21 protein-coding genes and 1 riboswitch are annotated in these 24,332 nt (G+C 59.9%); of the genes, 8 read left to right on the top strand and 13 right to left on the bottom strand.

Features of this window, described 5'->3' with window-relative positions:
- Positions 1-86: 86 nt before the first annotated feature.
- The 7 genes from QMX98_RS17720 to QMX98_RS17690 form a co-directional block, all read right to left on the bottom strand.
- A complete protein-coding gene (locus tag QMX98_RS17720; protein WP_010458190.1) occupies positions 87-818 on the bottom strand; it encodes an OmpA family protein in 732 nt (243 codons plus the stop codon).
- Positions 819-920: 102 nt separating this feature from the next.
- Complete coding sequence (locus QMX98_RS17715; RefSeq protein ID WP_010458191.1) at positions 921-1,562, bottom strand: MBL fold metallo-hydrolase; 642 nt, start codon at positions 1,560-1,562, stop codon at positions 921-923.
- Positions 1,563-1,650: 88 nt separating this feature from the next.
- Positions 1,651-4,389, bottom strand: coding sequence for a LuxR C-terminal-related transcriptional regulator (locus QMX98_RS17710; protein WP_282411157.1), 2,739 nt, complete (start codon positions 4,387-4,389; stop codon positions 1,651-1,653).
- Between the two features lie 351 nt (positions 4,390-4,740).
- Positions 4,741-6,105 (bottom strand): DUF1329 domain-containing protein, encoded by a 1,365-nt coding sequence (locus QMX98_RS17705; protein ID WP_282411156.1) that lies wholly within the window; start codon positions 6,103-6,105, stop codon positions 4,741-4,743.
- A gap of 28 nt (positions 6,106-6,133) precedes the next feature.
- The gene (locus tag QMX98_RS17700) at positions 6,134-8,020 is read right to left on the bottom strand and encodes a DUF1302 domain-containing protein (protein WP_010458194.1); all 1,887 of its coding nucleotides are present in this window, start codon (positions 8,018-8,020) and stop codon (positions 6,134-6,136) included.
- Positions 8,021-8,356: 336 nt separating this feature from the next.
- Complete coding sequence (locus QMX98_RS17695) at positions 8,357-10,039, bottom strand: fatty acid--CoA ligase (protein WP_077748998.1); 1,683 nt, start codon at positions 10,037-10,039, stop codon at positions 8,357-8,359.
- A gap of 161 nt (positions 10,040-10,200) precedes the next feature.
- Positions 10,201-10,830: a LysE family transporter gene (locus tag QMX98_RS17690; protein ID WP_154501722.1), complete on the bottom strand. Its 630-nt coding sequence runs from the start codon at positions 10,828-10,830 to the stop codon at positions 10,201-10,203.
- A 286-nt stretch (positions 10,831-11,116) separates the two neighbouring features.
- On the opposite strand from QMX98_RS17690, the gene QMX98_RS17685 reads away from it, so the two are divergent.
- The 3 genes from QMX98_RS17685 (at position 11,117) to QMX98_RS17675 (ending at position 13,953) form a co-directional block, all read left to right on the top strand.
- Positions 11,117-12,082 carry a 2-hydroxyacid dehydrogenase gene (locus QMX98_RS17685; RefSeq protein ID WP_010458197.1) on the top strand — a complete coding sequence of 322 codons (966 nt, stop codon included), beginning with the start codon at positions 11,117-11,119 and terminating at the stop codon, positions 12,080-12,082.
- Between the two features lie 33 nt (positions 12,083-12,115).
- Positions 12,116-13,114 (top strand): class I SAM-dependent methyltransferase, encoded by a 999-nt coding sequence (locus QMX98_RS17680; protein WP_282411155.1) that lies wholly within the window; start codon positions 12,116-12,118, stop codon positions 13,112-13,114.
- A 41-nt stretch (positions 13,115-13,155) separates the two neighbouring features.
- A riboswitch (yybP-ykoY riboswitch) is annotated at positions 13,156-13,278 on the top strand.
- Between the two features lie 90 nt (positions 13,279-13,368).
- Positions 13,369-13,953 carry a TMEM165/GDT1 family protein gene (locus QMX98_RS17675; protein ID WP_010458201.1) on the top strand — a complete coding sequence of 195 codons (585 nt, stop codon included), beginning with the start codon at positions 13,369-13,371 and terminating at the stop codon, positions 13,951-13,953.
- Positions 13,954-14,089: 136 nt separating this feature from the next.
- Here the strand turns inward: QMX98_RS17675 and QMX98_RS17670 are convergent, their stop codons facing one another.
- The gene (locus QMX98_RS17670) at positions 14,090-14,908 is read right to left on the bottom strand and encodes a M48 family metallopeptidase (protein ID WP_010458203.1); all 819 of its coding nucleotides are present in this window, start codon (positions 14,906-14,908) and stop codon (positions 14,090-14,092) included.
- Between the two features lie 273 nt (positions 14,909-15,181).
- Here QMX98_RS17670 and QMX98_RS17665 point away from each other — a divergent pair, with 273 nt between their 5' ends.
- Positions 15,182-17,323, top strand: a complete 2,142-nt coding sequence (locus QMX98_RS17665) for a methyl-accepting chemotaxis protein (RefSeq protein ID WP_010458205.1) — start codon at positions 15,182-15,184, stop codon at positions 17,321-17,323.
- Between the two features lie 141 nt (positions 17,324-17,464).
- Here the strand turns inward: QMX98_RS17665 and QMX98_RS17660 are convergent, their stop codons facing one another.
- From QMX98_RS17660 to QMX98_RS17650, 3 genes are read right to left on the bottom strand one after another with little or no spacing between them, the layout of a single operon-like run.
- Complete coding sequence (locus tag QMX98_RS17660; protein WP_010458207.1) at positions 17,465-18,088, bottom strand: SOS response-associated peptidase; 624 nt, start codon at positions 18,086-18,088, stop codon at positions 17,465-17,467.
- 35 nt (positions 18,089-18,123) lie between these two features.
- Positions 18,124-18,384 carry a DUF2007 domain-containing protein gene (locus tag QMX98_RS17655; RefSeq protein ID WP_010458208.1) on the bottom strand — a complete coding sequence of 87 codons (261 nt, stop codon included), beginning with the start codon at positions 18,382-18,384 and terminating at the stop codon, positions 18,124-18,126.
- 9 nt (positions 18,385-18,393) lie between these two features.
- On the bottom strand, positions 18,394-18,576 hold the full coding sequence (locus tag QMX98_RS17650; protein ID WP_010458210.1) for a CPXCG motif-containing cysteine-rich protein: 183 nt from the start codon (positions 18,574-18,576) through the stop codon (positions 18,394-18,396).
- 139 nt (positions 18,577-18,715) lie between these two features.
- On the opposite strand from QMX98_RS17650, the gene QMX98_RS17645 reads away from it, so the two are divergent.
- Positions 18,716-19,882 carry a 1-acyl-sn-glycerol-3-phosphate acyltransferase gene (locus tag QMX98_RS17645; protein WP_077749002.1) on the top strand — a complete coding sequence of 389 codons (1,167 nt, stop codon included), beginning with the start codon at positions 18,716-18,718 and terminating at the stop codon, positions 19,880-19,882.
- A 231-nt stretch (positions 19,883-20,113) separates the two neighbouring features.
- On the opposite strand, the gene QMX98_RS17640 is transcribed toward QMX98_RS17645, so the two are convergent.
- Positions 20,114-20,392: a hypothetical protein gene (locus QMX98_RS17640; RefSeq protein WP_200667000.1), complete on the bottom strand. Its 279-nt coding sequence runs from the start codon at positions 20,390-20,392 to the stop codon at positions 20,114-20,116.
- A gap of 192 nt (positions 20,393-20,584) precedes the next feature.
- Here QMX98_RS17640 and QMX98_RS17635 point away from each other — a divergent pair, with 192 nt between their 5' ends.
- Positions 20,585-20,791 carry a hypothetical protein gene (locus QMX98_RS17635; protein ID WP_010458215.1) on the top strand — a complete coding sequence of 69 codons (207 nt, stop codon included), beginning with the start codon at positions 20,585-20,587 and terminating at the stop codon, positions 20,789-20,791.
- A 97-nt stretch (positions 20,792-20,888) separates the two neighbouring features.
- Here QMX98_RS17635 and QMX98_RS17630 read toward each other — a convergent pair whose 3' ends face one another.
- A complete protein-coding gene (locus QMX98_RS17630; RefSeq protein WP_010458217.1) occupies positions 20,889-21,473 on the bottom strand; it encodes a YajG family lipoprotein in 585 nt (194 codons plus the stop codon).
- Positions 21,474-21,678: 205 nt separating this feature from the next.
- On the opposite strand from QMX98_RS17630, the gene QMX98_RS17625 reads away from it, so the two are divergent.
- Both QMX98_RS17625 and mqo read left to right on the top strand, forming a co-directional pair.
- On the top strand, positions 21,679-21,912 hold the full coding sequence (locus QMX98_RS17625) for a hypothetical protein (RefSeq protein ID WP_010458219.1): 234 nt from the start codon (positions 21,679-21,681) through the stop codon (positions 21,910-21,912).
- 738 nt (positions 21,913-22,650) lie between these two features.
- Entirely contained in the window at positions 22,651-24,159 is a 1,509-nt protein-coding gene (mqo, locus tag QMX98_RS17620) for a malate dehydrogenase (quinone) (protein WP_010458221.1), read from the top strand.
- Positions 24,160-24,332: the final 173 nt, after the last annotated feature.

Raw genomic sequence — 24,332 nt, 5'->3', positions numbered from 1 at the left:
GGCGGCGTGTCAGCCCAACCTGATTGTTGTCTGACACGCCGCCTTCGCGAGCAGGCTCGCTCCCACAGTTTTTTATTGCGCAGATGTTACGGGTATTGCTGAACCGTACCTGGCTGTTGCTGACCACCGTACTGCTGACCCGGAATCGCCTTCAGGTTGACTTCAACGCGGCGGTTCTGCGCCCGGCCATTGACGTCGCCGTTGCTGGCAATCGGGTTATCCGGCCCGGCACCGCGCGCCGACAGGTTGGCGCCGCTGACACCTTGCGAGGTCAGGTAGGTCGCCACGCTCTGCGCACGACGTTGCGACAGGTCCATGTTGTGCTGGCGGCTGCCGGTGCTGTCGGTGTAGCCGACGATTTCGATCTGGTTCTGGCTGAACTCCTTCAGCGAGCCGGCCAGATTGTTCAGCGGCTGATAGAAGCTGGAGGCGATATTTGCCGAATCGGTGGCAAACGTGATGTTGCCCGGCATGATCAGTTTGATCTGGTCACCCTGACGCTGCACCTCGACACCGGTGTTGGCCATGCTGGCCCGCAGCTTTTTCTCTTGCTGGTCAGCGTAGTAACCGTAACCGGCAGCGGAAGCACCCACCACGGCAGCGCCAATCAGCGCGCCCTTGCCACGGTTATCATGACCGATGGCGGCGCCAGCCAAGGCGCCAGCCAGAGCGCCGAGGCCGCCGTATTTAGCGGTTTTGCTCATGCCCGTGGAGCCACTGTCAGCCTGGCCCTGGTTGTCATAAGGGTTAGGCGAGGCGCAGCCAGACAGCAAGGCCACAGCCGTAGCGACAATAATCAAACGCTGCTTGGTGAACATGAAGAGCTCCTACTTTTTGCATTCTGGGGTGCAACGGACAAAGGCAATGGACCTTTGCGGGTGTTGGATCGTTTTGGCCGACGAAAATTCCGTCGATTGCCTTCAAGCCCGCACAAACGGGTTCTCGCGCATTTCATCGCCCAAGCGCGTGTCCGGACCATGCCCGGTCACGACCGTTGCTTCTTCGTCGAGCGTATAGAGTCGCTGCTTGATTGACCGCACGATGGTCGCTTGATCGCCACCCCACAAATCCGTACGCCCTACCCCGCGACGAAACAACGTGTCACCGGCAATCAGCAGCTTGGCCTCGGAAAACCAAAAGCTCATGGAACCCGGGGTATGACCCGGCGTGTGCAACGCCACGCCGCAACCGCAAGCCAGCTCTTCATCGTCGGCCAACCAGCGATCCGGCGACGGCACCGGCGTGTAAGGCACACCGAACATCTGGCATTGCATCTCCAGATTGTCCCAGAGGAACTGATCTTCTTTGTGCAGATGCAGGGTCGCGCCGGTTTTCTCCTTGAGCTGACCGGAGGCCAGAAAGTGATCCAGGTGCGCATGGGTGTGGATGATGCTCACCACCTTCAGGCCCAAGGCATCGAGGCGCGCGAGGATCAGTTCGTGGTTGCCACCCGGGTCGACCACGATGGCTTTTTTGGTGATCGGGTCGCCGATGATCGTGCAGTTGCACTGCAAAGGGCCGACAGGGAAGGTTTCGCGGATGAGGGTGGGCTGCTGGGACATCGGGGCATGCTCGGAAAACAGGGATGGGCAATTTTGGCACAAAACCGTATTCCGTCATTTAGCGGACCCGGTAGATCTTGAAAATGCGCTACTCCAGCACCCTTAACTCTTTAGCCCGCGCCACCGCCTGCGTCCTTCGCTCAACCCCAAGTTTGCTGTTGATGTGACTGGCGTGGGTCTTGACCGTGTGCAGCGAGATGAACAGCTGATCGCTGATTTCCTGGTTCGAGCACCCTTGGGCGATCAGGCGCAGGACGGCCAGCTCACGGGTGCTGAGCTGTTCCGTTGCGGGGGATGCTTCCAGTGTCGGGCGAGCGGCCAAGGCTGGTAGTTTTTCGGTCAGTTCCTGCGAAACGACTGTAGGAGCGCATAGTTGCAGTTGCCCGCGCAGCCAGTCCGGGTGTTCGGCCAGCAATCGGTCGAACGGTTGCAGGACGCCACCGGCTGCCGCTTCCAGTGCCTGGGCAAACGCCTTGCGCGCCTCGGGCTCACGCCCGGCCGAAAGCAACAGGGCGATTTTCTGAGTCAGCGCCATCACGCTGAGCATTTGCCGTCCCGATTTCTGCCCATGCTCAAGCAGCGCGTTCAAACGCCCCTCGGCCAGCATCGGCTGCCCCTGGATCACCTCCAGCAAGGCTTGCTGCAATTCGATATGCAGCGGCAGCTGTGGATGGAATTCCGGCGGCGCTGCCGCGTGGTCGCCGTTGTAGGTCTGTCCCAATCGCGCCAGCCAGGCTTCGGCCAGATCGGTACGGCCCTGGGCCAGCCAGAGCTCGCATTTGACCAGGGTGATCATCGCCAGGTAGTAGATCGGCGGCACGTCCCAGATGTGCATCAGGCGTTCGGCTTCGGCGAGTTCGGCGAAGGCTTTGGCGAACTCGCCGCTGCTGCCCTCGAGCCGGGCGATCACGCAGTGGCCGATCAACACGCTGATATCGCGACAGGCTCGGGCTTCATTCAGACCGGCTTGTAGACGCACCCGCGCGGCTTGCGGCTGCAAGCGCACGGCCAGCAAAAAGCCCTCGTACAAGGTCAGGCGCGCACGCACGGCATAAAGCCGTTGCGGGGATAACCCTTGCAGGCGTTGCAGCCCCTGACGGACCTCCTGCAACGAGCGCAGAATTTCCCCGCGCGCTTGCAGCACACGCGCGCGGTCGTAATGGGCCAGCGCTTCGAACAGCGGGTTGCCGACCCGTTGCGCCAATTCCAGCGATTCGCGGTTCAAGCTGCGTGCACGCCACAGGTCGCCGTCGGCGATCGCCAGGTTGGACAGCGTAGAAAGACACATCAGCCGTTGCCCGTAGCGCTTGGCCGGCAGACTATCCAGCGCTTCGGTGCAGTAAAGTTGCGTGAGCGCGCGATTGCCTCGCCCCCGGGCGATGATGCCACTCAGGGCCAGCCATTGCGCCAGCATGGACTTCTGCGCAGTGGCCGATGGGGCTGGCAGGAAACGACTCAAGTGCGCCGCCAGCTCCTCGGCAGCGTCCAGCTGACAGGCCAGTCCCAACGCCCAGCTGTAGAGCACAATCAGGCGCGGCGTGCTGATCAGCAGGCTGTCGGGCAAGTCCATCTTCCAGCGCAGCAGCATGCCGACATTCTGTTCGGCGAGCAGTTGTTCTTCAGAGAGGTTTTGCACCAGGTTCGCTGCAACGTCCAGGTGTCCGGCGCGCAATGCCTGCTCCACCGCTTCGTCGAGCAACCCCTGCGCATTGAACCAGCGACAGGCGCGCAGATGCAGGCTGGCGGCCGGCACGATTGACTGGGCGGCGGGCCGGGTACGCAGCAGGTCGGAAAACAAATGGTGATAGCGATACCAGTGCCCGTGCTCGTCCAGCGGCACCAGAAACACTTGGTGCGCCTGAAGGAAACGCAGGATTTCGGCACTGTCATGGGCCTCGCGGACCGCGTCGCAGAGCTCGCTGCAAAAACGTTCCTGAGGCGCGGTGTCGTACAGGAACGACTGCACTTCGGCGGGCAGGCAATCGATGACTTCTTCGAGCAGGTAATCGCGAATCAGACCTTCTCCGCCGTGCAACGACTGCGGCAATGCTCCGTCGGTACCGGCTTCGGACGCCGCCAGCAACCAGAAACGCAGGCCGGCGACCCAGCCTTCACTGCGTTGGATCAGGTTTTCCAGTGCCTCGCCACGCAATGAACTGCTGTGTCGATCGAGCAGCGTGAGGGCTTCATCGTGGGTCAGTCGTAGGTCCTGCTCATGCAACTCAAGCAATTGCCGCGACAAGCGCAAACGCGCCAGATGCCAGTCCGGACGCTGTCGGCTGGTCACCATGACCAGCAAGCCATCGGGCAAATGATTGAGGAAAAACTGCAAACAACGATCCAGCACAGGACCCTGCGCCAGGTGATAGTCATCCAGCACCAGCAGCAAAGGTGTCATCGGCGAAAGGTGGATGGCCAGTTCATCGAGCAACCCGTCCAGCCATTCTTCGAAGGCGAAGGGCTGATGGCGCTGGCGCATTTTCAACAGACCCAGGGCCTGGCTGCCGAGCTTCGGAAAGTAATCCTGAAGACCTTCGAGCAACCGCTCGAGGAAACGCCCCGGATCGCTGTCTCGAGGACTCAACCCCAACCACAGACTGTGCCAATGGGCCGGCAGCCCCTGACAGAACTCCACCGCCAGTGAGCTCTTGCCGAACCCGGCGGGTGCACTGACCAGCAACAACCTGCCACCGAGGCCAGCACTCAGGCGCTCGCACAGGCGAGGCCGCAGCACATGGCCGTCGGGCAACGGGGGCCGAAAAAAGCGCCCGTCCAGTGCCGCGACGGCAACGCTTGCAGGGCCCGGGAGTGGGGACAGATCAGTCATGGCCGGCTCTTGTTTGAATTGCGGGTGGCGGCGTTGCAGATGTCCGCAGACTATCGGTAAACGAAGAGGGAATGAAGGTTATTGCTACAAATGGCTACAAAAAGAATACAAGCAGAAGTTGCGGGGCTTGAGATGGAGTTTTCCTGACAGCCCGTGTCGCGTCCATCGCGAGCAGGCTCGCTTCCACAGTTGACGGCGTTCTCATGGAAGAGCGCGTTACCTGTGGGAGTGAGCTTGCTCGCGATAGGCCGTCATCGACACTGAAGATTCACAGTGAGAAATCCGGGCAAAAAAAAACGCCCCGAACCAGTCGGGGCGTTTTTCGAGGATGCGGCCTCTGTTCAGTGCAGGTTAACGAACCCCGTCCTGACGCAGCGCAGCGGGGGTGAATTCGCTGGTGGTCGCGGTGAAGCCGAAGTCATACGCCGACTTCTCTTCGTTCTTCATGCCCAGTGCCAGGTAACGGCCCGATTGCAGGTCGTACAGGGTTTCCAGGGCGTACCACGGCACTTGCTTGTCGTAGTAGTTCTCGGCGTGAGCTTCCGCCACTCGCCACAGTTGATTACGACCGTCGTAGTGGTCGATCACCGCGGCTTGCCAGGTGTCTTCGTCGATGTAGAAGTCGCGCTTGGCGTAGATGTGACGCTGACCTTCCTTCAAGGTAGCCACCACATGCCAGACCCGGCGCAGCTCGTAGCGAGCCAGGTCCTGGTTGATGTGACCGGCCTTGATGATGTCATCGTACTTCAGTTGCGGTGAATCGAGCTTGTAGCTGTCGGAGGCGATGTACATCTCTTTCTTGCCTTCGAGTTTCCAGTCGTAGCGATCCGGCGCACCGTTGTACATGTCCAGGTTGTCGGAGGTCCGCAGGCCATCAGCCGCAGTACCCGGCCCGTCATAGGACACTTGTGGCGCACGACGCACTCGACGTTGACCGGCGTTGTAGACCCACGCCGAACGTGGCTCTTTAACCTGATCGAGGGTTTCGTGCACCAGCAGCACACCACCGGCCAGACGTGCCGGCGCGGTCACTTTCTGCTTGAAGTAGAACAGGATGTTGCCCGGATTCGCCGGATCGTAGTCCTTCATCTTGTCGCGGAACACGAACTGATCCTGGAAGTACACCAGGCTGTACGAACCGTTCGGTTGCGGCGTCGCCTGGGTCACCAGGCGGGTCACGCTGCCTCCGCGATAACGGGTGATGTGGTTCCAGATGACTTCAACGCCGGTCTTTGGAATCGGAAACGGTACGGCGGTTTCGAAGTTTTCCAGGCCGTTGCCGCCAGACACGAGGTTGGTGTTGGTGGCGTTTTTCTTGATGGAGGCGAACACGGCATCCGGCACGGTCGCGCCACGATGGGACGGGTAAACCGGCATCTTGAAGGTTTCCGGGTAGCGCTTGAACATCGCGTACTGGCCCGGAGCGAGCTTGTCTTTGTATTGGTCGACGTTCTGCGCAGTGATGGTGAACAGCGGTTTTTCACTGGCGAACGGGTCAGACAGGAAGCCTTTGCCGTCCACGGTGCCGGCGTTTTTCGCCATCGGTTTCCAGGCCGGGATCGAACCGTCAGCGTTGCCCGCCATCTCGGCGCCCATCGGCGTCAGGCTCTTGCCCAGTTTGTCCGCTTCGGCAGCAGGCACTGCCGCCATGACGCTGGTCGCCAGCAGCGAAAGCCCCAGAACTCCAGCGTGGAACAGACTCTTTGTTATTTTCATATGTGTGTTCGTCCTGAAAAAACAGTGCTTAGAAGTTCACGCCGAAGCTGAGCGCAACGAAGTCGCGGTCATCGACGGTGGTGTACTTGCCATCAAAGAAGTTGGTGTAGGCCAGGCTCGCGGTGTAGGTGTTCTGGTATTCGGCATCGACACCCAGGCTCACCGCTTTGCGACCTTCTTCGAAGTTGCCGCCAGGGCCTGGCGAGTAACCATCCACGTCGTGGGACCAAGCCACGTTCGGCTTGAGGTTCACACCGGCGAACACGTCGTTGTATTCCCAGATGGCGCGACCACGGTAGCCCCACGAAGTCGACGTGGTGAAGCCGTCACTGTTGCAGTTGCGGCTGCGGTTGTTGGTTGGAGTGCCTGGGCCGGCACCGTTGATGGTGCTGGTGTTGAGGGCCACACACGTATTCGCCCCGCCAGTGGCTGGCAATGCACCCGGACCGTAGACCGGATCGCGGCCATAACGGAGGTCGGAAGTGCTTTCCAGGCCGCCGACGTGAGTCACGCCCACTTCGCCCACCAGGGTCAGACGGCTTGCGCCCATGACCTGGTCAAAGAAGTGCGTCAGGGTGGTCTGGAATTGGGTGATTTCTTTACGACGATAGCCGTGCAGGTCTTGACCCGGGCCGGCAGAGAGCAGCGAAGCGTTACCCAGGGCACCGCCCAGAGGTCGTACACCGGCGAACAGAATGTCGGTGGAGTTGAGCTGCACCGGTGCGTTCGGACGGTAGCTCAGTTCACCGCTCCACGCCGTACCGGTAGGCAGGGTGGTAGAGAAGCTCAGGCCGTAGAGGCGAATGTCTTCAGGGTATTCGATGAAGTATTTCGAGTTACCTGCCACCAGCAGCGGCGCGAGTGCGGCGAACGGTCCTGGCAGAGAAGCCGCGGTGTTATAGACCGACTGCGGCGCACCCGTGGCGCTGAAGATCGGCGCACGGCTGTGGTAGTTCATGAAGTAGGCACCGAACTCGGTGTCCAGCGGCTCGAACATGTACTTGAGGGACGCGCCCCACTGGCCGCTGTCGCGAGCATCACGATCGCCGCCACGCTGGACCAGCACACCTTCCTCGTTGACATTGACGCCGTTGGCGGCCAATGGACCCAACGCCACGGCTGGAATCTGCGAACGCTTGTTCAGCACGCGAAGGTTGTCGGTGCAACCATCGGCAACGATGTCCGGCTGCGAGAAGAACGTGCCGCAGTTATCGACAACGGTCTGGTCCCATTCCAGCTGGTAGAAGGCTTCTGCCGACAGGTTTTCGGTCAGGCTCTGGGACACATAGAACATGTTGACCGGGATCAGGCCTTCCTTGATCTCGGCACCCGGACGACGGAACGCAGACACGTCGATCGGGTTGATCGAGTTGATGCCGCCGCCGATGAAGGTACTTTCACCCCAGCTCACTACCTGCTTGCCCAGACGCACGGAACCCGGCTGATCGGCAACGGAGTAGTTGTGGTAGACGAAGGCGTCGAGGATTTGCCCGCCGGAGGACTTGGCGCCTTCCTTGCGGTTGTTGTCGCTGATGTCCTTGAACGGACGGCTTTCGTCCTTCAGTTCAAAGTCGTACCAGTATTTGCCACGGACGAAAACGCCAGTGTCGCCATATTTCAATTCAAGGTCATGGATGCCCTTGAAGATCTTCGAGAAGGTTTTCCCGCTTTCGAAGTTCAGGTGACCGTCATCAGAGGTCTGGGACAGGCCGCTGCCACCGTTGTTCACGCCAATGAGGTTCTTGTTGGCACTCTCGGTAGACCAGCTGGAACCGATCGAGAGGGAAGAATCGAACTGACCTTCGATTTCACCAACGTTGAAACTGACGCCGAATGCAGGCCCGGCGAGCGAAGAGGCGAGACTGACCGCCAGGGGCAATTTCGCCCGGCGCCAGAACGTGTTTACTGATGTCATCGACGCTACTCCATGTGCATTATTGTTATGGCAGTTAGCACTTCTAAAAACGTTGTGGATGACGGGGAGCCAAGGCGTCCCGAAGTCACTCCAAATTGCATCGCCCCGTTTTGTGCGTGCGCTCCGTTCTTAAAAATCCTTGAGCGGACTATAGCCAGCAGGTAGTAGAGCTTGATCCCTCTAAAGTGTGATTTGCAGCTGCCGGCCACTCTGGAACAGTCCTTTCGCCAGTCCGACACATGTCGGCATGCCAAGGATGGCTGAAAATTCGGATTTCACAAGCCAAGCGCTTGCTTGGTGGGGCTGGCGTGCCCTTTCGGGCACACCAGAAGGCGCTTAAAGCGTCGAGAGGAAGGTGCTGTTGTTGGCCTGCCATTCAGTGATGTCTAGGCGGATGCGCTTCTTGTCGAGTTTGCCGACACTGGTCTTGGGAATTTCAGTAACAAGGGCGATCTGGCTCGGGATCGCCCACTTGCTCAGGTGGCCCAACTCTACGAATGGCTTGAGGTGTTCCTTGAGCTCTTTAGCCCCGATCTCATGCCCTTCGCGGATCACCAGCAGCGCAAACGGGCGCTCGCCCCACTGTGGATCGGCGATGCCTACCACTGCTACTTCGCGTACCGCCACGTGACGGCTGATCAGATCTTCGAGGTCCAGGGACGAGATCCACTCGCCGCCGGTCTTGATCACGTCTTTGATGCGATCACGAATGTCGATCACGCCCATGCTGTCCAGCGTCGCCACGTCGCCGGTGTGCAGCCAGCCCCCGGCCCAGAGCTCGGCACCCTTTTGCGGTTCGTTGAAGTAGCCTTCGGTGAGCCACGGCGCACGTAGCACCAGTTCGCCCTGAGTCTCGCCATCGGCGGGCAGGAAGTTACCGTCGGTGTCGACGATCGCCGCCTCCACCAATGGCCCTGGTACGCCGGCCTTGATGCGATACGTGGTGCGTTCGTCTTCGGTGCCGGCCATCAGCTCATCGTTGAGGTGGGCACAGGACACCAACGGCCCGGTTTCCGACATGCCATAAGCGGCGGTCAGCTGAATGCCCTTGGCCTTGGCCGCTTCGTACAGTGCACGGTTCAGCGCACTGCCGCCGATGACGATTTTCCAGCCGCCGAAATCGGTGCTCTGCGCCGCCTTGGAATTGAGGACCATCTGCAGGATGGTCGGCACGCAGTGGGAAAAGGTGACCTTCTCCTTGCGCCACAGCTCCACCAGGTACTCCGGGTCGTAACGGCCGGGATAAACCTGCTTGAGCCCGAGCATGGTCGCCACATACGGCAAGCCCCAGGCATGCACGTGGAACATCGGCGTGATCGGCATGTACACGTCGTTGGTGCCCAGCAGCCGCACGCTGTCGATGGCGCCCATGATGGTCGACACGCCCATGGTGTGCAGCACCAGTTGCCGGTGGGTGAAGTAGACGCCTTTAGGGTTGCCGGTGGTGCCGGTGGTGTAGAACGTGGTCGCGACCGAGTTTTCGTCGAAGTCCTGGAAGTCGTACTGCGTGCTCGCGGCCGCCAGCAACTGCTCGTACTCGCCTACCAGGTTCGGCAAGTCGGCGGTTTTTTCCGGCAGGTCTGTCAGAAGCAGGGTTTTCTCGACCGTGGTCAGGTGCCCGGCAATCGCCTGGTACAGCCCGACGAATTCGCTGTTGACCAGCACGAAGCGGTCCTCGGCGTGGTTCATGGTGTAGAGGATCTGTTCCGGTGACAGGCGCACGTTGATGGTGTGAATCACCGCGCCGATCATCGGGATGGCAAACATGCATTCCAGATACCGATGGCTATCCCAGTCCATCACCGCCACGGTATCGCCGGCCTTGACCCCGGCCGCCGTGAGCACGTTGGCCAGCCGCGCGACCCGCTCGATCAGGGTCGGATAGCTGTAGCGCAACTGGTCGCGGTAAATGATCTCGCGGGTTTTCTCGTAACGAGCGCCGGACATCAGCAGCCGTTTGATCAGCAACGGATACTGGTAAGCGCCTTCGGCTGGGGGGATAACGCGAGTCTGCAACATAAGAATCCCTTTTCTGACTGCACGGTGTTGGCTTCAAGAGGCAAACACTCTAGAACCCTTATACGCCGGCCAAATCAGCCAAAGGAATGATTTGCAGAGCCGTACAAATGCTAGCTTTGCGCCAGCATTTGCGGGGATTCGTGATCCAGGGCTCTGCGCGATCAATGCATCTCGGTAAAAGCGAGTTTGACGCCGATGGCGATCAGCACCACACCCATGGTCCGGTCGAACCAATGGCCCATCCGCGCAAAACCGGCGCGCACGCGCTGCTGGCTGAACAGCCGCGCCACCAGGCAGAACCACACGGCCGTCGCCGCCGCGAGATAGAGCCCGTAGCTTGCCTGTACCACCAACGGCGTGTGCGGGTTAATCACCACGGTGAACAGCGACAAAAAGAACAGCGTGGCTTTGGGGTTCAGGCCGTTGGTCACGAAACCTGAGGTGAAGGCACCGCGGGGTGTGCGCTCGCCGGCTTCCTTGTGCAAGTCGTCGGTGACGGCTTTAGCCGGTTGCGCGCGCAAGGCCTTGTAGCCGATGTACAGCAGATACGCGGCAGCCGCCCATTTCAAGGCGTTGAACAGCACGATCGACTGCGACACGATCAGGCCGATGCCGAGCAATGAATAGCCGACGTGCAGGAAAATCGCCGTACCGACGCCCAGCGCTGTCCAGGTCCCGGCGCGACGGCCATGAGTCACGCTTTCACGCACCACCACGGCGAAATCCGGGCCGGGGCTGGCGACGGCGAGCAAGTGAATCAGGGCAACGGTCAAGAACTCTGTCCAGTACATGGGGGCTCCTTTGGGGTAGATCGGTTTGATTGATCAATTCTGAAGCGAACTCAATCTCTGTGGCGAGGGAGCTTGCTCCCGTTCGACTGCGAAGCAGTCGTTAAAAAGGATGATGCGGTACTCCTGACAAACCACGCCCACATGGGTTGGAGCTGCTACGCAGCCCAGCGGGAGCAAGCTCCCTCGCCACAGGTTGTGTGTCAATCCAGCTATTGGGTAACCATTTGTTTCATCTGGTAGGCTCGGCAGATTACGCCTTCAGTTCACCGCACAAAAGGTACAGTTGATGACGAACTCTCGCCGCGCCGTTTTCCTCGACCACCCTTCCCTGGACCTGGGCGACCTCGATCTCAGCCCGTTGCGCGACTGCTTTGACGACTTGCAGCTGTTCGCACAGACCACGCCGGAGCAGGTGATCGAACGCCTCAAGGGCGCCACCGTGGCCATCAGCAACAAGATTCTGATCGACGCCAACGCCATCGCCGCCAGCCCTGATCTGAAGCTGATCCTGATCACCGCTACCGGCACCAATAACGTCGACCTCGCGGCCGCTCGTGCCCACGGCATCACGGTCTGCAACTGCCAGGGCTACGGTACACCGTCGGTGGCGCAGCACACGATCATGTTGCTGCTCAACCTGGCCACGCGCCTGGCGGACTATCAGAAAGCCGTGGGTGAAGGCCGCTGGCAGCAAGCGAAACAGTTCTGCCTGCTGGATTACCCGATTGTCGAACTCGAGGGCAAAACCCTCGGCCTGCTCGGCCATGGCGAACTGGGCGGCGCCGTCGCACGGCTGGCCGAAGCCTTCGGTATGCGCGTTTTGCTGGGGCAGATTCCGGGGCGTCCTGCCCGGCCGGATCGCTTGCCGCTGGATGAACTGCTGCCGCAAATCGATGCGCTTACCCTGCACTGCCCGCTCAACGAACACACCCGCCACTTCATTGGTGCCCGCGAACTGGCCTCGATGAAACCCGGCGCGTTCGTGGTCAACACCGCACGCGGTGGCTTGATCGATGAACAGGCACTGGCCGATGCCTTGCGCAACGGTCATCTGGGCGGCGCGGCGACCGATGTGCTGAGCGTCGAACCACCGACCGCCGGCAATCCGTTGCTGGCCCACGATATTCCACGGCTGATCGTCACGCCGCACAACGCCTGGGGCAGTCGCGAGGCGCGGCAAAGGATCGTCGGTCAGTTGACCGAAAACGCGCAGGGATACTTCAGCGGTAAAGCGCTGCGGGTCGTCAGTTGATAGACTGCGGCACTTTTTTTCACAGGAGCAGTTATGGATCCGCGCAGTGAAGTACTGCTTCGTCAGGCCGACTTATTCCAGGGTTCGGTGCTGCTGGCCGGTTTGCCCGCCGACGACTTGCTCGGCCGTCTACCCGACGCCCATGGCTGGTGCTGGCATGCCGGTGATCAAGCGGCGCTGGAGGCGCGTTTTGCCGAGCGCAGCCATTTTGGTGTGACCGCACCCGAGCGTGAGTTCGAGACGGCGGTGGTGTTTTTACCCAAGTCCAAGGACCTGACCGATTACATTCTCAACGCCCTCGCCTCTCGCCTGGCCGGTCGCGAGTTGTACCTGGTGGGTGAAAAACGCAGCGGCATCGAAGGCGCGGCCAAGCAACTGAACCCCTTCGGCAAGCCACGCAAGCTCGACAGTGCGCGGCATTGCCAGCTCTGGCTGGTTACTGTGGCCAACGCGCCAGAAGCCAAGTCGCTGGAAAGCCTGGCCCAGACCTATGAATTGCCGCTGACCGAAGGTCCGCTGAAAGTCATCAGCCTGCCGGGCGTGTTCAGCCACGGCCGGCTGGATCGCGGCAGCGCATTGCTGCTGGAACACTTGGACAAGTTGCCGAGCGGCCACTTGCTCGACTTCGGTTGCGGTGCCGGTGTACTGGGTGCGGCGGTGAAACGTCGTTATCCGCACAATCAGGTGACGTTGCTTGACGTGGACGCCTTCGCTGCCGCCAGCAGCCGTATGACGCTGGCTGCCAATGGCCTGGAAGCGGACGTGATTACCGGTGACGGCATCGACGCGGCACCGATGGGTTTAAGTGCAATTCTGAGCAATCCACCGTTCCATGTCGGCGTCCACACCGACTACTTCGCCACCGAGAACTTGCTGCGAAAAGCAGCCAAACATCTGAAAAACGGCGGCGAACTGCGCTTGGTAGCGAACAGCTTCCTGAAGTATCAACCGCTGATCGAAGAGCACTTGGGCGTGTGCGCGATCAAGGCCGAAGGACAGGGTTTCAGAATTTATCGGGCCAAACGAGGCTGAAAAATAAGTGCTTGCCTAACGGGTTTTGCCTAGGCAGAATCCGCTCCGTCCTAGGGGAGTAGTCTCCCACGAGCGCCATGCTCGTCCGGCATACGTCAACATACTTGGTCAACAGACCATGGCGTATGCGACCCAAGCGTCCGCATCAGACGGATCGCAGGGTTTGACAAGACCTATGACACGAACACCTTACCCGGGGCGGGAAGGCTGTACGTGTCATAGCCGTGTCGACCCGCCCCTTAGGAAAATCCCTGATGCTGGACTCTTTGCTCGTTCCCACCGCAATCGTTGCCTTGGCCGAAATCGGCGACAAGACGCAACTGCTCGCGCTCATTCTCGCTGCCCGCTTTCGCAAACCCTGGCCGATCATCGCCGGCATCGTCGCCGCGACCCTGGCCAACCATGCGGCGGCCGGTGCGGTCGGCGCCTGGTTCGGCAGTTTCTTCTCGAATGCGGTGTTGCACTGGATCCTGGCGGCGAGCTTCGCCGCGACCGCACTGTGGACCCTGGTGCCGGACAAGATGGACGACGATGAAGCCAGCACCGCCCGCAAGTTCGGGCCGTTCCTGACCACGCTGATCGCGTTTTTCCTGGCAGAAATGGGCGACAAAACCCAGGTCGCCACGGTGATGCTCGCCGCGCAATACCCGGATTTGTGGCTGGTGATCATCGGCACCACCGCCGGGATGTTGATTGCCAACGTGCCGGTGGTACTGGCGGGTAACTTTGCGGCGGATAAATTGCCGCTCACCCTGATCCGTCGCCTGGCGGCGTCGGCGTTCTTTGTCCTGGCGATTGTGGCGGTGTACAAGGCGATGCAGAGCAGCGGATGGGTTTGACGCCGTAGGTTGATAGACCGCGTTATCGTTCTTCGCGGGCAAGCCTCGCGCCTACAGATTCTGTGTCGTAATCGACCGAAAACCTGTAGGAGCAAGGCTAGCCCGCGAAGGCGTCAGCGGCATCACCGCCTGACCATCAGGATTTCGGCGCTTTCTCGTACAACGGCATCACCTTCGGAATCGCCGCCTGCAACGAAGCAATCCGGCTGGACGAAGCCGGGTGCGTACTCAAGAACTCAGGTGGGGCGCCTTCCGAGGCTTTGCTCATTTTGTTCCACAACGTGATCGCCGCATTCGGGTTGTAACCGGCGCGGGCCGCCAGCTCGAGGCCGATCAGGTCCGCCTCGTTTTCATTGCCACGGCTGTTGGGCAAGGTCATGCCGTACTTCGCCACGGTGTCCGCCAGGGCCAGGCTGTCCTGACCCAGACCGAGCAACGCACCTGCGCCTTGCTTGGCCATTTCGACGCCGTATGCCTTGGACATCGCTTCACGACCATGCTCGCGCAGGGCATGGGCGATTTCATGGCCCATGATCGCGGCGATTTCATCGTCGGTGAGTTGCAGTTTGTCGATCAGCCCCGTGTAGAAAAAGATCTTGCCGCCAGGCCCGCAGTTGGCATTGAGCTCGTCGCTCTTGATCAGGTTGACTTCCCATTTCCACTGGGCCGAATCCGGACGAAACACCGGCGCCTGGGCAATCAGCCGATCGGCAATCAGCTGGACGCGTTTGGCGTCGTTACTGGTCTTGTCCAGCACACCCTTGGTGCTCGCCTCTCCGACAGTCTTCTGATAAGACTGCGCGTACATCTGGTTGACTTCGTCGGTGGACAACATGCTGAACATGTACTGCTTACGCTCTACGCCAACAGCCCCACCGCTGGTGGTATTGACCGACTGACAACCGGCAAGCAACAAACCTGCGCTCAGCGCACACACAACCAATGTCTTGTTCATCAAAAAACTCCCTGAAAACATGCCGGGTATCCTAGGCGGGTAACTGTATCCGCACCAGATACAACTGACGTGTAGACGCTCATTTCAGATAAAGCTCTCATTGCCGTAGGAAAAAATTCACATAACGGCGCTCGCCACGGCCGCCAACGCCCGGCAATGATTCATTTACGACATCAACCACTCCAAAACAGCCATTTCGCGCTGCCTCGCTCATGGCCCTCCAGCATCCTGCCGATACACCACCGCAGACGTCCTCTTGCGTGCGGAGCACCCATGAAATTCAAGTCGATCCAGTTTTCCGTGGCCGCCCTCGCCGGCGCCATCGTCCTTAGCGTAGTCGCCGCGCTGGTGCTGTACGCACTGTTTTCCGGCGCCCGGACGCAAGACATGGTCCAGGAGCGGACCCAGGCGCAATTCGAGCAAGTCATCGAGCAGCGCCTGACCTCTCTGGCGCAAACCCAGGTCAGCCAGATCCAGCGCGAACTCGAAGCGCCGCTGCTGATCGCTGGCGGCCTGGTGCGGGTCAACGCGCTGATCGGTACGCCGGGGGCCGATGGCCAGCCGACATTGAGTCTGAGCCGGGAGCAGTTGATCAGCCTGATCAAGGAAAACGTGGCCAAGAACCCGAAAATTCTCGGCACCTATATAGGTTGGGAAAAAGACGCGCTCGATCACAACGATGCAGCCTACGTCGACACCAAGGTAGTCGGCATCGACGCCAGCAACGGGCGCTTCCTGCCGTGGTGGTTTCGCAACGAGGACGGCACCCTGGGCCTGGACAAACTGGTGGACGTCGATGACCAGAAAACCCTGTCCACCGGCGTGCGTGCCAGCGAGTACTACCTGTGCTCGAAAGAAACCAAGAAGTCCTGCGTGATCGATCCGGCGCCCTACAAGGTCGGCGACAAGATCGTCATGCTCGCCTCCTTTATTGAACCGATCATGCTCAACGGTGCCTTCCAGGGCATCGTCGGCGCCGACCTGTCGGTGAACTTCATCCAGGAAATGTTGCTGGGGGCGAATCAGAAACTGTACAGCGGCGCAGGGGAAATGGCGCTGATCGGCGGTAATGGCCGGATCGTTGCCTACACCAAGGACCCGAGCAAATTCGGCGAAAAGGTCAGCGACATTCTCGACAGCAAGCAGATCGCCAACATGGCCCACCTCAAGGGCGGCGAAGTGACTTACACCGTCGACAAGGCCCAGGGCCGGATCGAGTTGTACCTGCCCTTCGGCATCGGCCAGACCGATGCGCGCTGGACCTTGATGCTGCAACTGCCGCTGAACGCCGTGATGGCCGACCTGCAAAAACTCCAGGGCGACTTGGACGCTCAGCGCAAATCCGACACCTTCGGCATGGCCATGGTCGGTTTGTTGATCGCCGGTATCGGTCTGTTGGTGATCTGGCTGGTGGGCCACGGCATCGCCCGTCCGCTCAAGCAAATGGTGGCGATGCTCGACGATATCGCCAAAGGCGAAGGCGACCTGACGCGCCGCCTGACCAGCGACCGCGCCGACGAACTGGGCTCGATTGCCAAAGGCTTCAATACGTTCCTCGCCAAGCTACAGGCGATGATCACCCAGGTCGTGACCTCGGTGCAGAGCGTCAGCGATTCATCGGAACACACCGCCGACATTGCCATCCGCACCAACATCGGTGTGCAGAAGCAAATGGCCGAGATCGATCAAGTGGCGACGGCGGTGCATGAAATGACCGCCACCGCCCAAGACGTGGCACGCAACGCCACCCAGGCCGCGCAAGCCGCCAGTCATGCCGATCAGGCAGCGGCCCAGGGCATGCAAATTGTCCGGGATACGTCGAATTCGATTGGCGTCCTGGCAATTGAAATCGGCAAGGCTGTGGGCGTGGTGCAAACCCTGGCCAAGGACAGCGAGAACATCAACGCGATCCTGACCGCCATTCGCGGGATCGCTGAACAAACCAATCTGCTGGCCTTGAATGCGGCCATTGAAGCGGCACGCGCGGGCGAACAGGGCCGCGGTTTTGCGGTGGTGGCCGATGAAGTGCGCAACCTGGCGCAGAAGACTCAGAAAGCCACTGAAGAAATCCAGACCATGATCCAGCAACTGCAACAAGGCACCCGCGATGTAGTGCGGGTCATGGAGGACAGCCAGAACCGCACAGACGAAAGCGTGCAACATGCGGCGAAAGCGGCCGAGGCCCTGGAGACCATTACTCAGGCGGTGTCGGTGATCAATGACATGAACACCCAGATTGCCAGTGCGGCCGAAGAGCAGAGCGCGGTGGCGGATGACATCAACCGTAACGTGATCAACATCGGGCAAGTGGCCAATGAAGTGGCCGGCGGGGCGGATGAATCCAGTGCGGCGAGTGCGGATCTGACCAAGTTGGCGGAACAGCAGCGGCGGTTGATCAATCAGTTCAAAGTTTAAAGATTACAGGAAGGTCCTGCGGACCTTATCGCGAGCAGACTCGCTCCCACAGGGGGATTTCTGTGAACACATTATTTGTGAACACTAGAGATCCACTGTAGGAGCGAGGCTTGCCCGCGAAGGCGTCAGCACAGACAACCTTTAACCAGGGGTCAGACACTCCGGCCCATTCAGCTTCGGATCATTCACCAGATTTGCCAATACCCGCTCGCGCAACGCCGCGGGTTCACTGGCCAGCAACCCTTGCAATACATGCAGCGGCGTCTCGGGATCAAGCCACGCCGCCTGCCCTGCTTCATCCAGAATCAACGGCCGACGCTGACTCGCGGCCGGCTGGGTGATCACCGCCGTGCTCAGCCACACTTGCTCCTGCACCGGATACGCTTCCCAGATCGCCGCAAAAAACAAGGTCGAGCCTTCTCCCGGCGTCAGCCAATACGGGCGCTTGCGGGTCGTGCCACGCCATTCGTAGAAACCGTTGGCCGGCAGCAGGCAACGGCGTTCGCGCAAGGCCTGACGAAACATCGGTTGTTCAGCGACGGTTTCGGCCCGGGCATGGGCTGGGGTGCGGGAAAGATCGGTCAGCCACGGCGGCGTCAGCCCCCAACGCGCCCGCGCCAACTCACGCTGAGCGTCTGCACCGGCACGCAGCATCAGCACCGAATCATTGGGGGAAATATTCCACTGGGCCTGCTGATCGGCGGGGAAGCCAGGCAGGGCCGCGAAGGCGGGGTTCCAGCGAAACAGGGCATAACGTCCACACATGGGGCAACACGACTCTCAATAAAACGAACGCCAGCCTAACAGACCAGCGTGCCGGGAAAGCTGTCCGGTTCATCACCGGGCAGTGGCAGCGCGGCATTGTACGCGGTGATCAGCTCGCGGGCGTATTCGGCCTGGTCGTTGTCCACCGACAAACCCAGCAGGCCGTAGATCGGCAGTTCACCGGTCCCGCCGATCAAATCGCGGCCCACCAGATGCGCCTCGATGCCCTCGCTGGCCAGCATGCCTTGCAGCAACTCCCCTTCCATCAGGTTTTCCGGCTCGTAGATTCGCTGCATAGACGCCCCTTACTCGTTTTCGCTGAACACTTCGAGATGCCATTCCTCTCCGTCTACCTGCAACACAAACGTTATCGGCCGACAGCACACCTGACAGTCCTCGATATAGGTCTGATCGCCACCGGACAGGTCCACCGTCGTCTCGACCTCTTCACCACAATACGGACATTCGTACAACGCAGGTTCCAGCATCGCGGTCTCCCAAGTGACTTGTGCGTATAATCGCCGGTCTATTTGCAGGGCTATTTTTGTCTGGCTAACTTTTCAGACCGTGCCCCGTTGGTTTTCGATCAAAACCTTTACTTACCCTAGCCGTTTCTAACAAGAGAGCATGATGGGCGAATTCGATGCCATCCGACCTTACAATGACAGCGAAGTCCCTGCGGTGCTGGACCGACTGCTCGGCGACAAGGCGTTTCTAGATATCCTCATCCATTTCCGCTTCCCGCGTTTTGCCGGTGCCTTTGGCTGGGCGCTCAAACCTCTTATAGCTCATCGGCTGCGCCGTGAGTTCGCCAGCGTCACCTCGGTGGCGACGTTGCAGGATAAAGTCGAGATGTATGTCGACCACACCATCGAACGAGCCACGGACGGTGTGACGTACACCGGTGTCGAGCAGTTCAAGTCCGGCAGCGCCTACCTGTTCATCGCCAACCACCGTGACATCGTGATGGACCCGGCCTTCGTCAACTACGCCGTGTACCACGCCGGCCTGCCGACACCGCGCATCGCGATCGGCGACAACTTGCTGCAAAAGCCCTTTGTCAGCGATTTGATGCGCCTGAACAAGAGCTTCATCGTGCACCGTTCGATCACCGGGCGTCGCGAGAAGATGGCGGCGTATCAGCTGCTGTCCGCCTACATCAACCACTCGATCCGCAACGATTGCGCCTCCATCTGGATCGCCCAGGCCGAGGGCCGGGCCAAGGACGGTGATGACCGCACCGAGTCGGCGATCCTGAAGATGTTCCACATGAGCCGCAAGGACGAGCCGTTCGGCGAAGTCATCCGCTCGCTCAACGTCAGCCCGGTGTCGATCAGCTACGAATACGACCCGTGCGACCAGGCCAAGGCCCGCGAGTTGTTCATCCGCGCCACCACCGGCAGCTACACCAAAGTCCCGGGCGAGGACGACGTCAGCATCGCCAAGGGCATCACCGGCTACAAGGGCCGGGTGCACGTGAACTTCGCCGCGCCGATCACCGAACTGTTCGACGACACCAAGCAATTGGCGATCGAAATAGACCGGCAGATTCTCGGCGGCTACCGGTTATTCCCGGTGCATTACCTGGCTTACGCGCAGTGGAAAGACGCTGACCCGCAATTGCAGGTGCCAAAAGCTGCCGAGGTGTTTGCGGCCGACGAACTGGCCAAGGCCCAGGAAGAATGGCAACGCCGACTGGAAGCCTGCCCTGAGGAACATCGGCCGTATCTGGTACTGCAATATGCGACGCCGGTGCGTAATCAGTATCGGGTCAAGGCTGGTTTGCCGCTGTAATTGACTGGATACAACAACGGCGCCTTCTAGGCGCCGTTTTTATTTGCCTTGACGCGGTAGATGGGCAAGGCACTGTCCCTGTGGCGAGGGAGCTTGCTCCCACCCGACTAAGCAGCAGTCGAAACATCGGTGCTCGCGGTTTGCCTGACGCTACAAGGATGGCTGGTTGTGGGGCCGTTTCGCAGCCCAGCGGGAGCAAGCTCCCTCGCCACAAGGTTCTGCGTCAAAGATTCAGAACCGGGTGCTGATCCAAGACACCAGCAACGCCAACCCCAGGCACGCGAAGCCGAAGCGGTAGAAGAAACGGTTCATGCGCAACGTCGCCCAATCCAGGGTGGGCTCTTCGTTCGGGCGGCTCTGGCGTTGGGCGACAAGGCTCGCCATGGCGCGTTGTTCACGGCGACGCGTGGCATGCAGCAGCCAACTACCCGGGAAGGCCAACAGCAAGGCCAGCAGGTTGATCAACTTGGCGGGATGGTGGGTGAACAGCGAAATCAAATGCAACGACATCACGGACCTCGGCAAAACAGGTGTGGCAGACGCCGAACCGACGACCGCGGCGCGAATTCTACCGAAAGCCTGTCCCCCTGCCCTGCCTTTCCGACAAATAACGAACCATCTGACCAAATGCTGCCCTGTGTCATGGCTCCGTCATATGAATACGCCAGTCTGGCGGCCCTCGAAACCGACACGGATACCGTCATGCTGCACGCCGAAAACCAGGACCGCCTCTACCTCATCGCCCAGAGTGACGAACAACAAAACCTCGTAGGAAGCCTCGCCTTTAACGTTCAGGACCGCCATTGGCTGGTTTATTGCGCACTGGGCGGGCATCAGCATGCGGATTTGCCAGAGACGGATTTGCTGACCGGCGTGAGCGTGCTGGATTTCTATTCACAAGCGGCCTGACCCCACCAGCCTCGCGCCTACTGGTGATCGGTAATCAGCAGGCATGAAAAAGCCCGGAGCCATTGCTGGCGCCGGGCTTTTTTGAATCTCGCGAAAGTTACTCGCCGAGAATCTGACCAATCGTCGGGTCCTTGAACAGACGCGTCAACGCATCGCTCAACACGTCGCTGACCAGCTTGGTGTTGGTTTCCTGATTCGGCGCCATACCGAAACGCTGGTCCAGGGATGCGCCGTAACGGCCGCTGTAGCGACGGTTGGCGTTCTGCACATCCGAGCGGAAAGTTGCGCCGATGGTCGCTTCAGTCACGTACATGCCTTCTTTAGGCGACTGATACTTCAACTCGGCCAGGGTAACGGTCAATTGCGGGGCATTCAGCGCATTCGAGGTCGGGGTGAAGCCCAGCAACCGCACGGCCGCCTCGGCCTGTGCCTGCAACTTCGGCAGGATCTGCGCGCCCTGCACGGTGATCGCGCTGGTCTCGGGGTACAAGCCACCACGGGTGCCCAGGGTTGGCGACGGACGACCATCCACCACACGCACCACCACCGGCTGACCGCGGCCGACCGGCGCCAGCTGAGCTGTCAGCTTGGGTTCAGGGTTCAGTTGTTGCGGGCTGTGGGCGCAGCCGACGAGGGTCAAACTGGTCACAGTGATCAAACCGAACAACAGGCGTTGCAACATGCTCTTCTCTCCAGAATCAGGCACAAACAGGCCCGCAGTATAGCCGTGCGCCACTGCAGCGAACTAGGGCGCTGCAATGATTGAAGTAATTTCCTACAAACCCATCAGAACCCCCCTCGTGTCACAGATCTGTCATCGCCCATACACTTTCACGTCACGGCTTGCTGGCAACCTTCTCGGCAGGTCACCCACAAGGTACTTTGTCATGCGTTATCTCATCTCGCTGTTCGCGCCACGCCCCTTGCACCGCAGTTTTGCCCTGCTCGACCGCAATGGCCATTGCCAGGCGTTCAAGCAGTGCAGCCTCCAGCCGATGGGCGATGGCTGGGTCGAAATCGAAGAAATCCGCCTCAACTGGTTGCACCATCCCCTGCCCCCGAGCGCCCGTGTCAGCCAGCGCCGGCCACGTGCACGGGTGCAACATCTGTTGACCACCTGACCAGACGCCTAATAAAAGTCATTAAACACGTCCATTTCCCTGCGTTTCTTAGATACAATCTCCCCCCGATTATAAGGACGTCTCCTGATCGGGCCTCGCAGCATCGTCAATGCTTCGGTATTGGCACCCCGCACCGCCCACAGAGAGCCGCCCACACAGATCGAGTGAAGCTGGCGCGCTTGCTGTTCCTTGAGCAAAAACCCCACTTTTCGCGAATCTGCAGAGCTGTCATTACGCTCGGTCACTGAGCTGTTTGCCCGTTTTGCCTGTCATGTACCCCATGACGGCAATCCATCCGGGCACGGTGCCAGGCTGGGACAGCCCTTTTTTGAGGTTCACGTCTTCAAAAGAGCGTGAAAAAAACGGGTTTTCACAACTTCACAAGAGTGTGGCGAGCAAATGAATAGTTTTGCGTCTGAACATGCACCATTAGCGTCTGAAACAGCCCAACGACACGGGACCGAGTACTCCTCGAACACCGGAGCCTGAAGCCTGTCCGCTACGGATTTGGTTGCACAAACGGATGTCTCGACCATAAGTCGAATTGCCAGCCGCGCGCTGAGATGAGTTCATGTAACTCTTTAGGCCCGGCCGCATGCATCCGTCGAAGTTGCGAAAAATTGCGAAGATTCGGACATGGCAACACTGACCACGGGTACCTGGGCATCACTGACACGCCCCGGAACGCCTGGCAGCCATGCCGACAATTTGGTGCTGCAGATTTTGGAGACGCGTTAAATGGCGCATAACGAAGCAGTCGACGTAGTACTGGTTGGGGCCGGCATCATGAGTGCCACCCTTGCCGTACTGCTCAAAGAACTCGACCCCGCGATCAAGCTGGAAGTCGTCGAGCTGATGGATTCCGGTGCTGCGGAGAGTTCCAACCCATGGAACAACGCCGGTACCGGTCACGCCGGGCTGTGTGAGCTCAATTACACGCCGCAGGCGGCCGACGGCAGCGTCGACATCAAGAAAGCCGTGCACATCAACACTCAGTTCGAAGTGTCGAAGCAGTTCTGGTCCTACCTGACCAAAAAAGGCACGTTCGGCTCCTGCAAGACGTTCATCAGCCCGGTGCCGCACCTCAGCTTCGTGCAGGGCAATGATGGCGTTTCCTTCCTCAAGGAACGCTTCAAGACCCTGAGCAAGCACCATGCCTTCTCGGACATGGAATACACCGAAGACAAGGCCACCATGGCCGACTGGATGCCGTTGATGATGCCGGGCCGGCCAGCCGACGAAGTCGTCGCAGCCACCCGCGTAATGAACGGCACCGACGTCAACTTCGGCGCCCTGACCAATCAATTGCTCAAGCACCTGACCAGCGCACCCGATGCCCAGGTCAAGTACTGCAAGCGCGTGACGGGCCTCAAGCGTAACGGCAGCGGCTGGACCGTCAGCATCAAGGACGTCAACAGCGGCAACACCCGTGAAGTCGACGCCAAATTCGTCTTCCTCGGAGCGGGCGGCGCGGCACTGCCGCTGTTGCAGGCCTCGGGCATCGAAGAAAGCAAAGGCTTCGGCGGCTTCCCGATCAGTGGCCAGTGGCTGCGTTGCGACAATCCGGAAGTGGTCAAGCATCACCAGGCCAAGGTCTACAGCCAGGCTGCGGTGGGTTCTCCACCGATGTCGGTGCCGCACCTGGATACCCGCGTGGTCGATGGCAAGAAGTCCCTGCTGTTCGGACCTTATGCCGGTTTCACCACCAAGTTCCTCAAGCATGGCTCCTTCATGGACCTGCCGATGTCGGTTCGCGCCGGCAACATCGGCCCGATGCTGGCCGTGGCGAAAAACAACATGGACCTGACCAAGTACCTGGTCAGCGAAGTAATGCAGTCGATGGAGCAGCGTCTGGACTCCCTGCGTCGCTTCTACCCTGAGGCGAAAGCCGAAGACTGGCGCCTGGAAGTGGCCGGCCAACGGGTGCAGATCATCAAGAAGGATCCGAAGAAAGGCGGCGTTCTGCAGTTCGGTACCGAACTGGTCGCGGCCAAAGACGGTTCCCTTGCCGCCCTGCTCGGCGCCTCCCCAGGCGCTTCGGTGACTGTTTCGATCATGCTTGAGCTGATTGAAAAATGCTTCCCGAACAAGGCATCCGGCGAATGGGCTACCAAACTGGCGGAAATCTTCCCGGCCCGGGAAAAAGTTCTGGAAACCGACGCTGCGCTGTATCGCAAGATCAATGCGCACAACAACGTCGCCCTGGAACTGGTTGAAGCCAGTAACGAGACCGAAAGCTACGCTTGATTCGGCCCCATGAAAAACGCCCCGTTCTCAGTGAGAGCGGGGCGTTTTTTTTAGGACGCTGAAATTATCTTTGTGGCGAGGGAGCTTGCTCCCGCTGGGCTGCGAAGCGGCCCCAAAGCTCTGCGAACGGCATAGATTTTGTGAGCGCTGCGCACTCAAGCGGGAGCAAGCTC

The organism is Pseudomonas sp. PS02303 (assembly GCF_029959925.1).
In the GTDB taxonomy this organism is placed as follows: Bacteria; Pseudomonadota; Gammaproteobacteria; order Pseudomonadales; family Pseudomonadaceae; genus Aquipseudomonas; species Aquipseudomonas mandelii.
Note: the sequence above shows the minus strand (reverse complement) of the source record. Positions and strands in the feature narration are given on the sequence as shown.

Coding starts and splice junctions, on each gene's coding strand:
- QMX98_RS17720 (WP_010458190.1), bottom strand. CDS start 818: ATGTTCACCAAGCAGCGTTTGATTATTGTCGCTACGGCTGTGGCCTTG.
- QMX98_RS17715 (WP_010458191.1), bottom strand. CDS start 1,562: ATGTCCCAGCAGCCCACCCTCATCCGCGAAACCTTCCCTGTCGGCCCT.
- QMX98_RS17710 (WP_282411157.1), bottom strand. CDS start 4,389: ATGACTGATCTGTCCCCACTCCCGGGCCCTGCAAGCGTTGCCGTCGCG.
- QMX98_RS17705 (WP_282411156.1), bottom strand. CDS start 6,105: ATGAAAATAACAAAGAGTCTGTTCCACGCTGGAGTTCTGGGGCTTTCG.
- QMX98_RS17700 (WP_010458194.1), bottom strand. CDS start 8,020: ATGACATCAGTAAACACGTTCTGGCGCCGGGCGAAATTGCCCCTGGCG.
- QMX98_RS17695 (WP_077748998.1), bottom strand. CDS start 10,039: ATGTTGCAGACTCGCGTTATCCCCCCAGCCGAAGGCGCTTACCAGTAT.
- QMX98_RS17690 (WP_154501722.1), bottom strand. CDS start 10,830: ATGTACTGGACAGAGTTCTTGACCGTTGCCCTGATTCACTTGCTCGCC.
- QMX98_RS17685 (WP_010458197.1), top strand. CDS start 11,117: ATGACGAACTCTCGCCGCGCCGTTTTCCTCGACCACCCTTCCCTGGAC.
- QMX98_RS17680 (WP_282411155.1), top strand. CDS start 12,116: ATGGATCCGCGCAGTGAAGTACTGCTTCGTCAGGCCGACTTATTCCAG.
- QMX98_RS17675 (WP_010458201.1), top strand. CDS start 13,369: ATGCTGGACTCTTTGCTCGTTCCCACCGCAATCGTTGCCTTGGCCGAA.
- QMX98_RS17670 (WP_010458203.1), bottom strand. CDS start 14,908: ATGAACAAGACATTGGTTGTGTGTGCGCTGAGCGCAGGTTTGTTGCTT.
- QMX98_RS17665 (WP_010458205.1), top strand. CDS start 15,182: ATGAAATTCAAGTCGATCCAGTTTTCCGTGGCCGCCCTCGCCGGCGCC.
- QMX98_RS17660 (WP_010458207.1), bottom strand. CDS start 18,088: ATGTGTGGACGTTATGCCCTGTTTCGCTGGAACCCCGCCTTCGCGGCC.
- QMX98_RS17655 (WP_010458208.1), bottom strand. CDS start 18,384: ATGCAGCGAATCTACGAGCCGGAAAACCTGATGGAAGGGGAGTTGCTG.
- QMX98_RS17650 (WP_010458210.1), bottom strand. CDS start 18,576: ATGCTGGAACCTGCGTTGTACGAATGTCCGTATTGTGGTGAAGAGGTC.
- QMX98_RS17645 (WP_077749002.1), top strand. CDS start 18,716: ATGATGGGCGAATTCGATGCCATCCGACCTTACAATGACAGCGAAGTC.
- QMX98_RS17640 (WP_200667000.1), bottom strand. CDS start 20,392: ATGTCGTTGCATTTGATTTCGCTGTTCACCCACCATCCCGCCAAGTTG.
- QMX98_RS17635 (WP_010458215.1), top strand. CDS start 20,585: ATGCTGCACGCCGAAAACCAGGACCGCCTCTACCTCATCGCCCAGAGT.
- QMX98_RS17630 (WP_010458217.1), bottom strand. CDS start 21,473: ATGTTGCAACGCCTGTTGTTCGGTTTGATCACTGTGACCAGTTTGACC.
- QMX98_RS17625 (WP_010458219.1), top strand. CDS start 21,679: ATGCGTTATCTCATCTCGCTGTTCGCGCCACGCCCCTTGCACCGCAGT.
- mqo (WP_010458221.1), top strand. CDS start 22,651: ATGGCGCATAACGAAGCAGTCGACGTAGTACTGGTTGGGGCCGGCATC.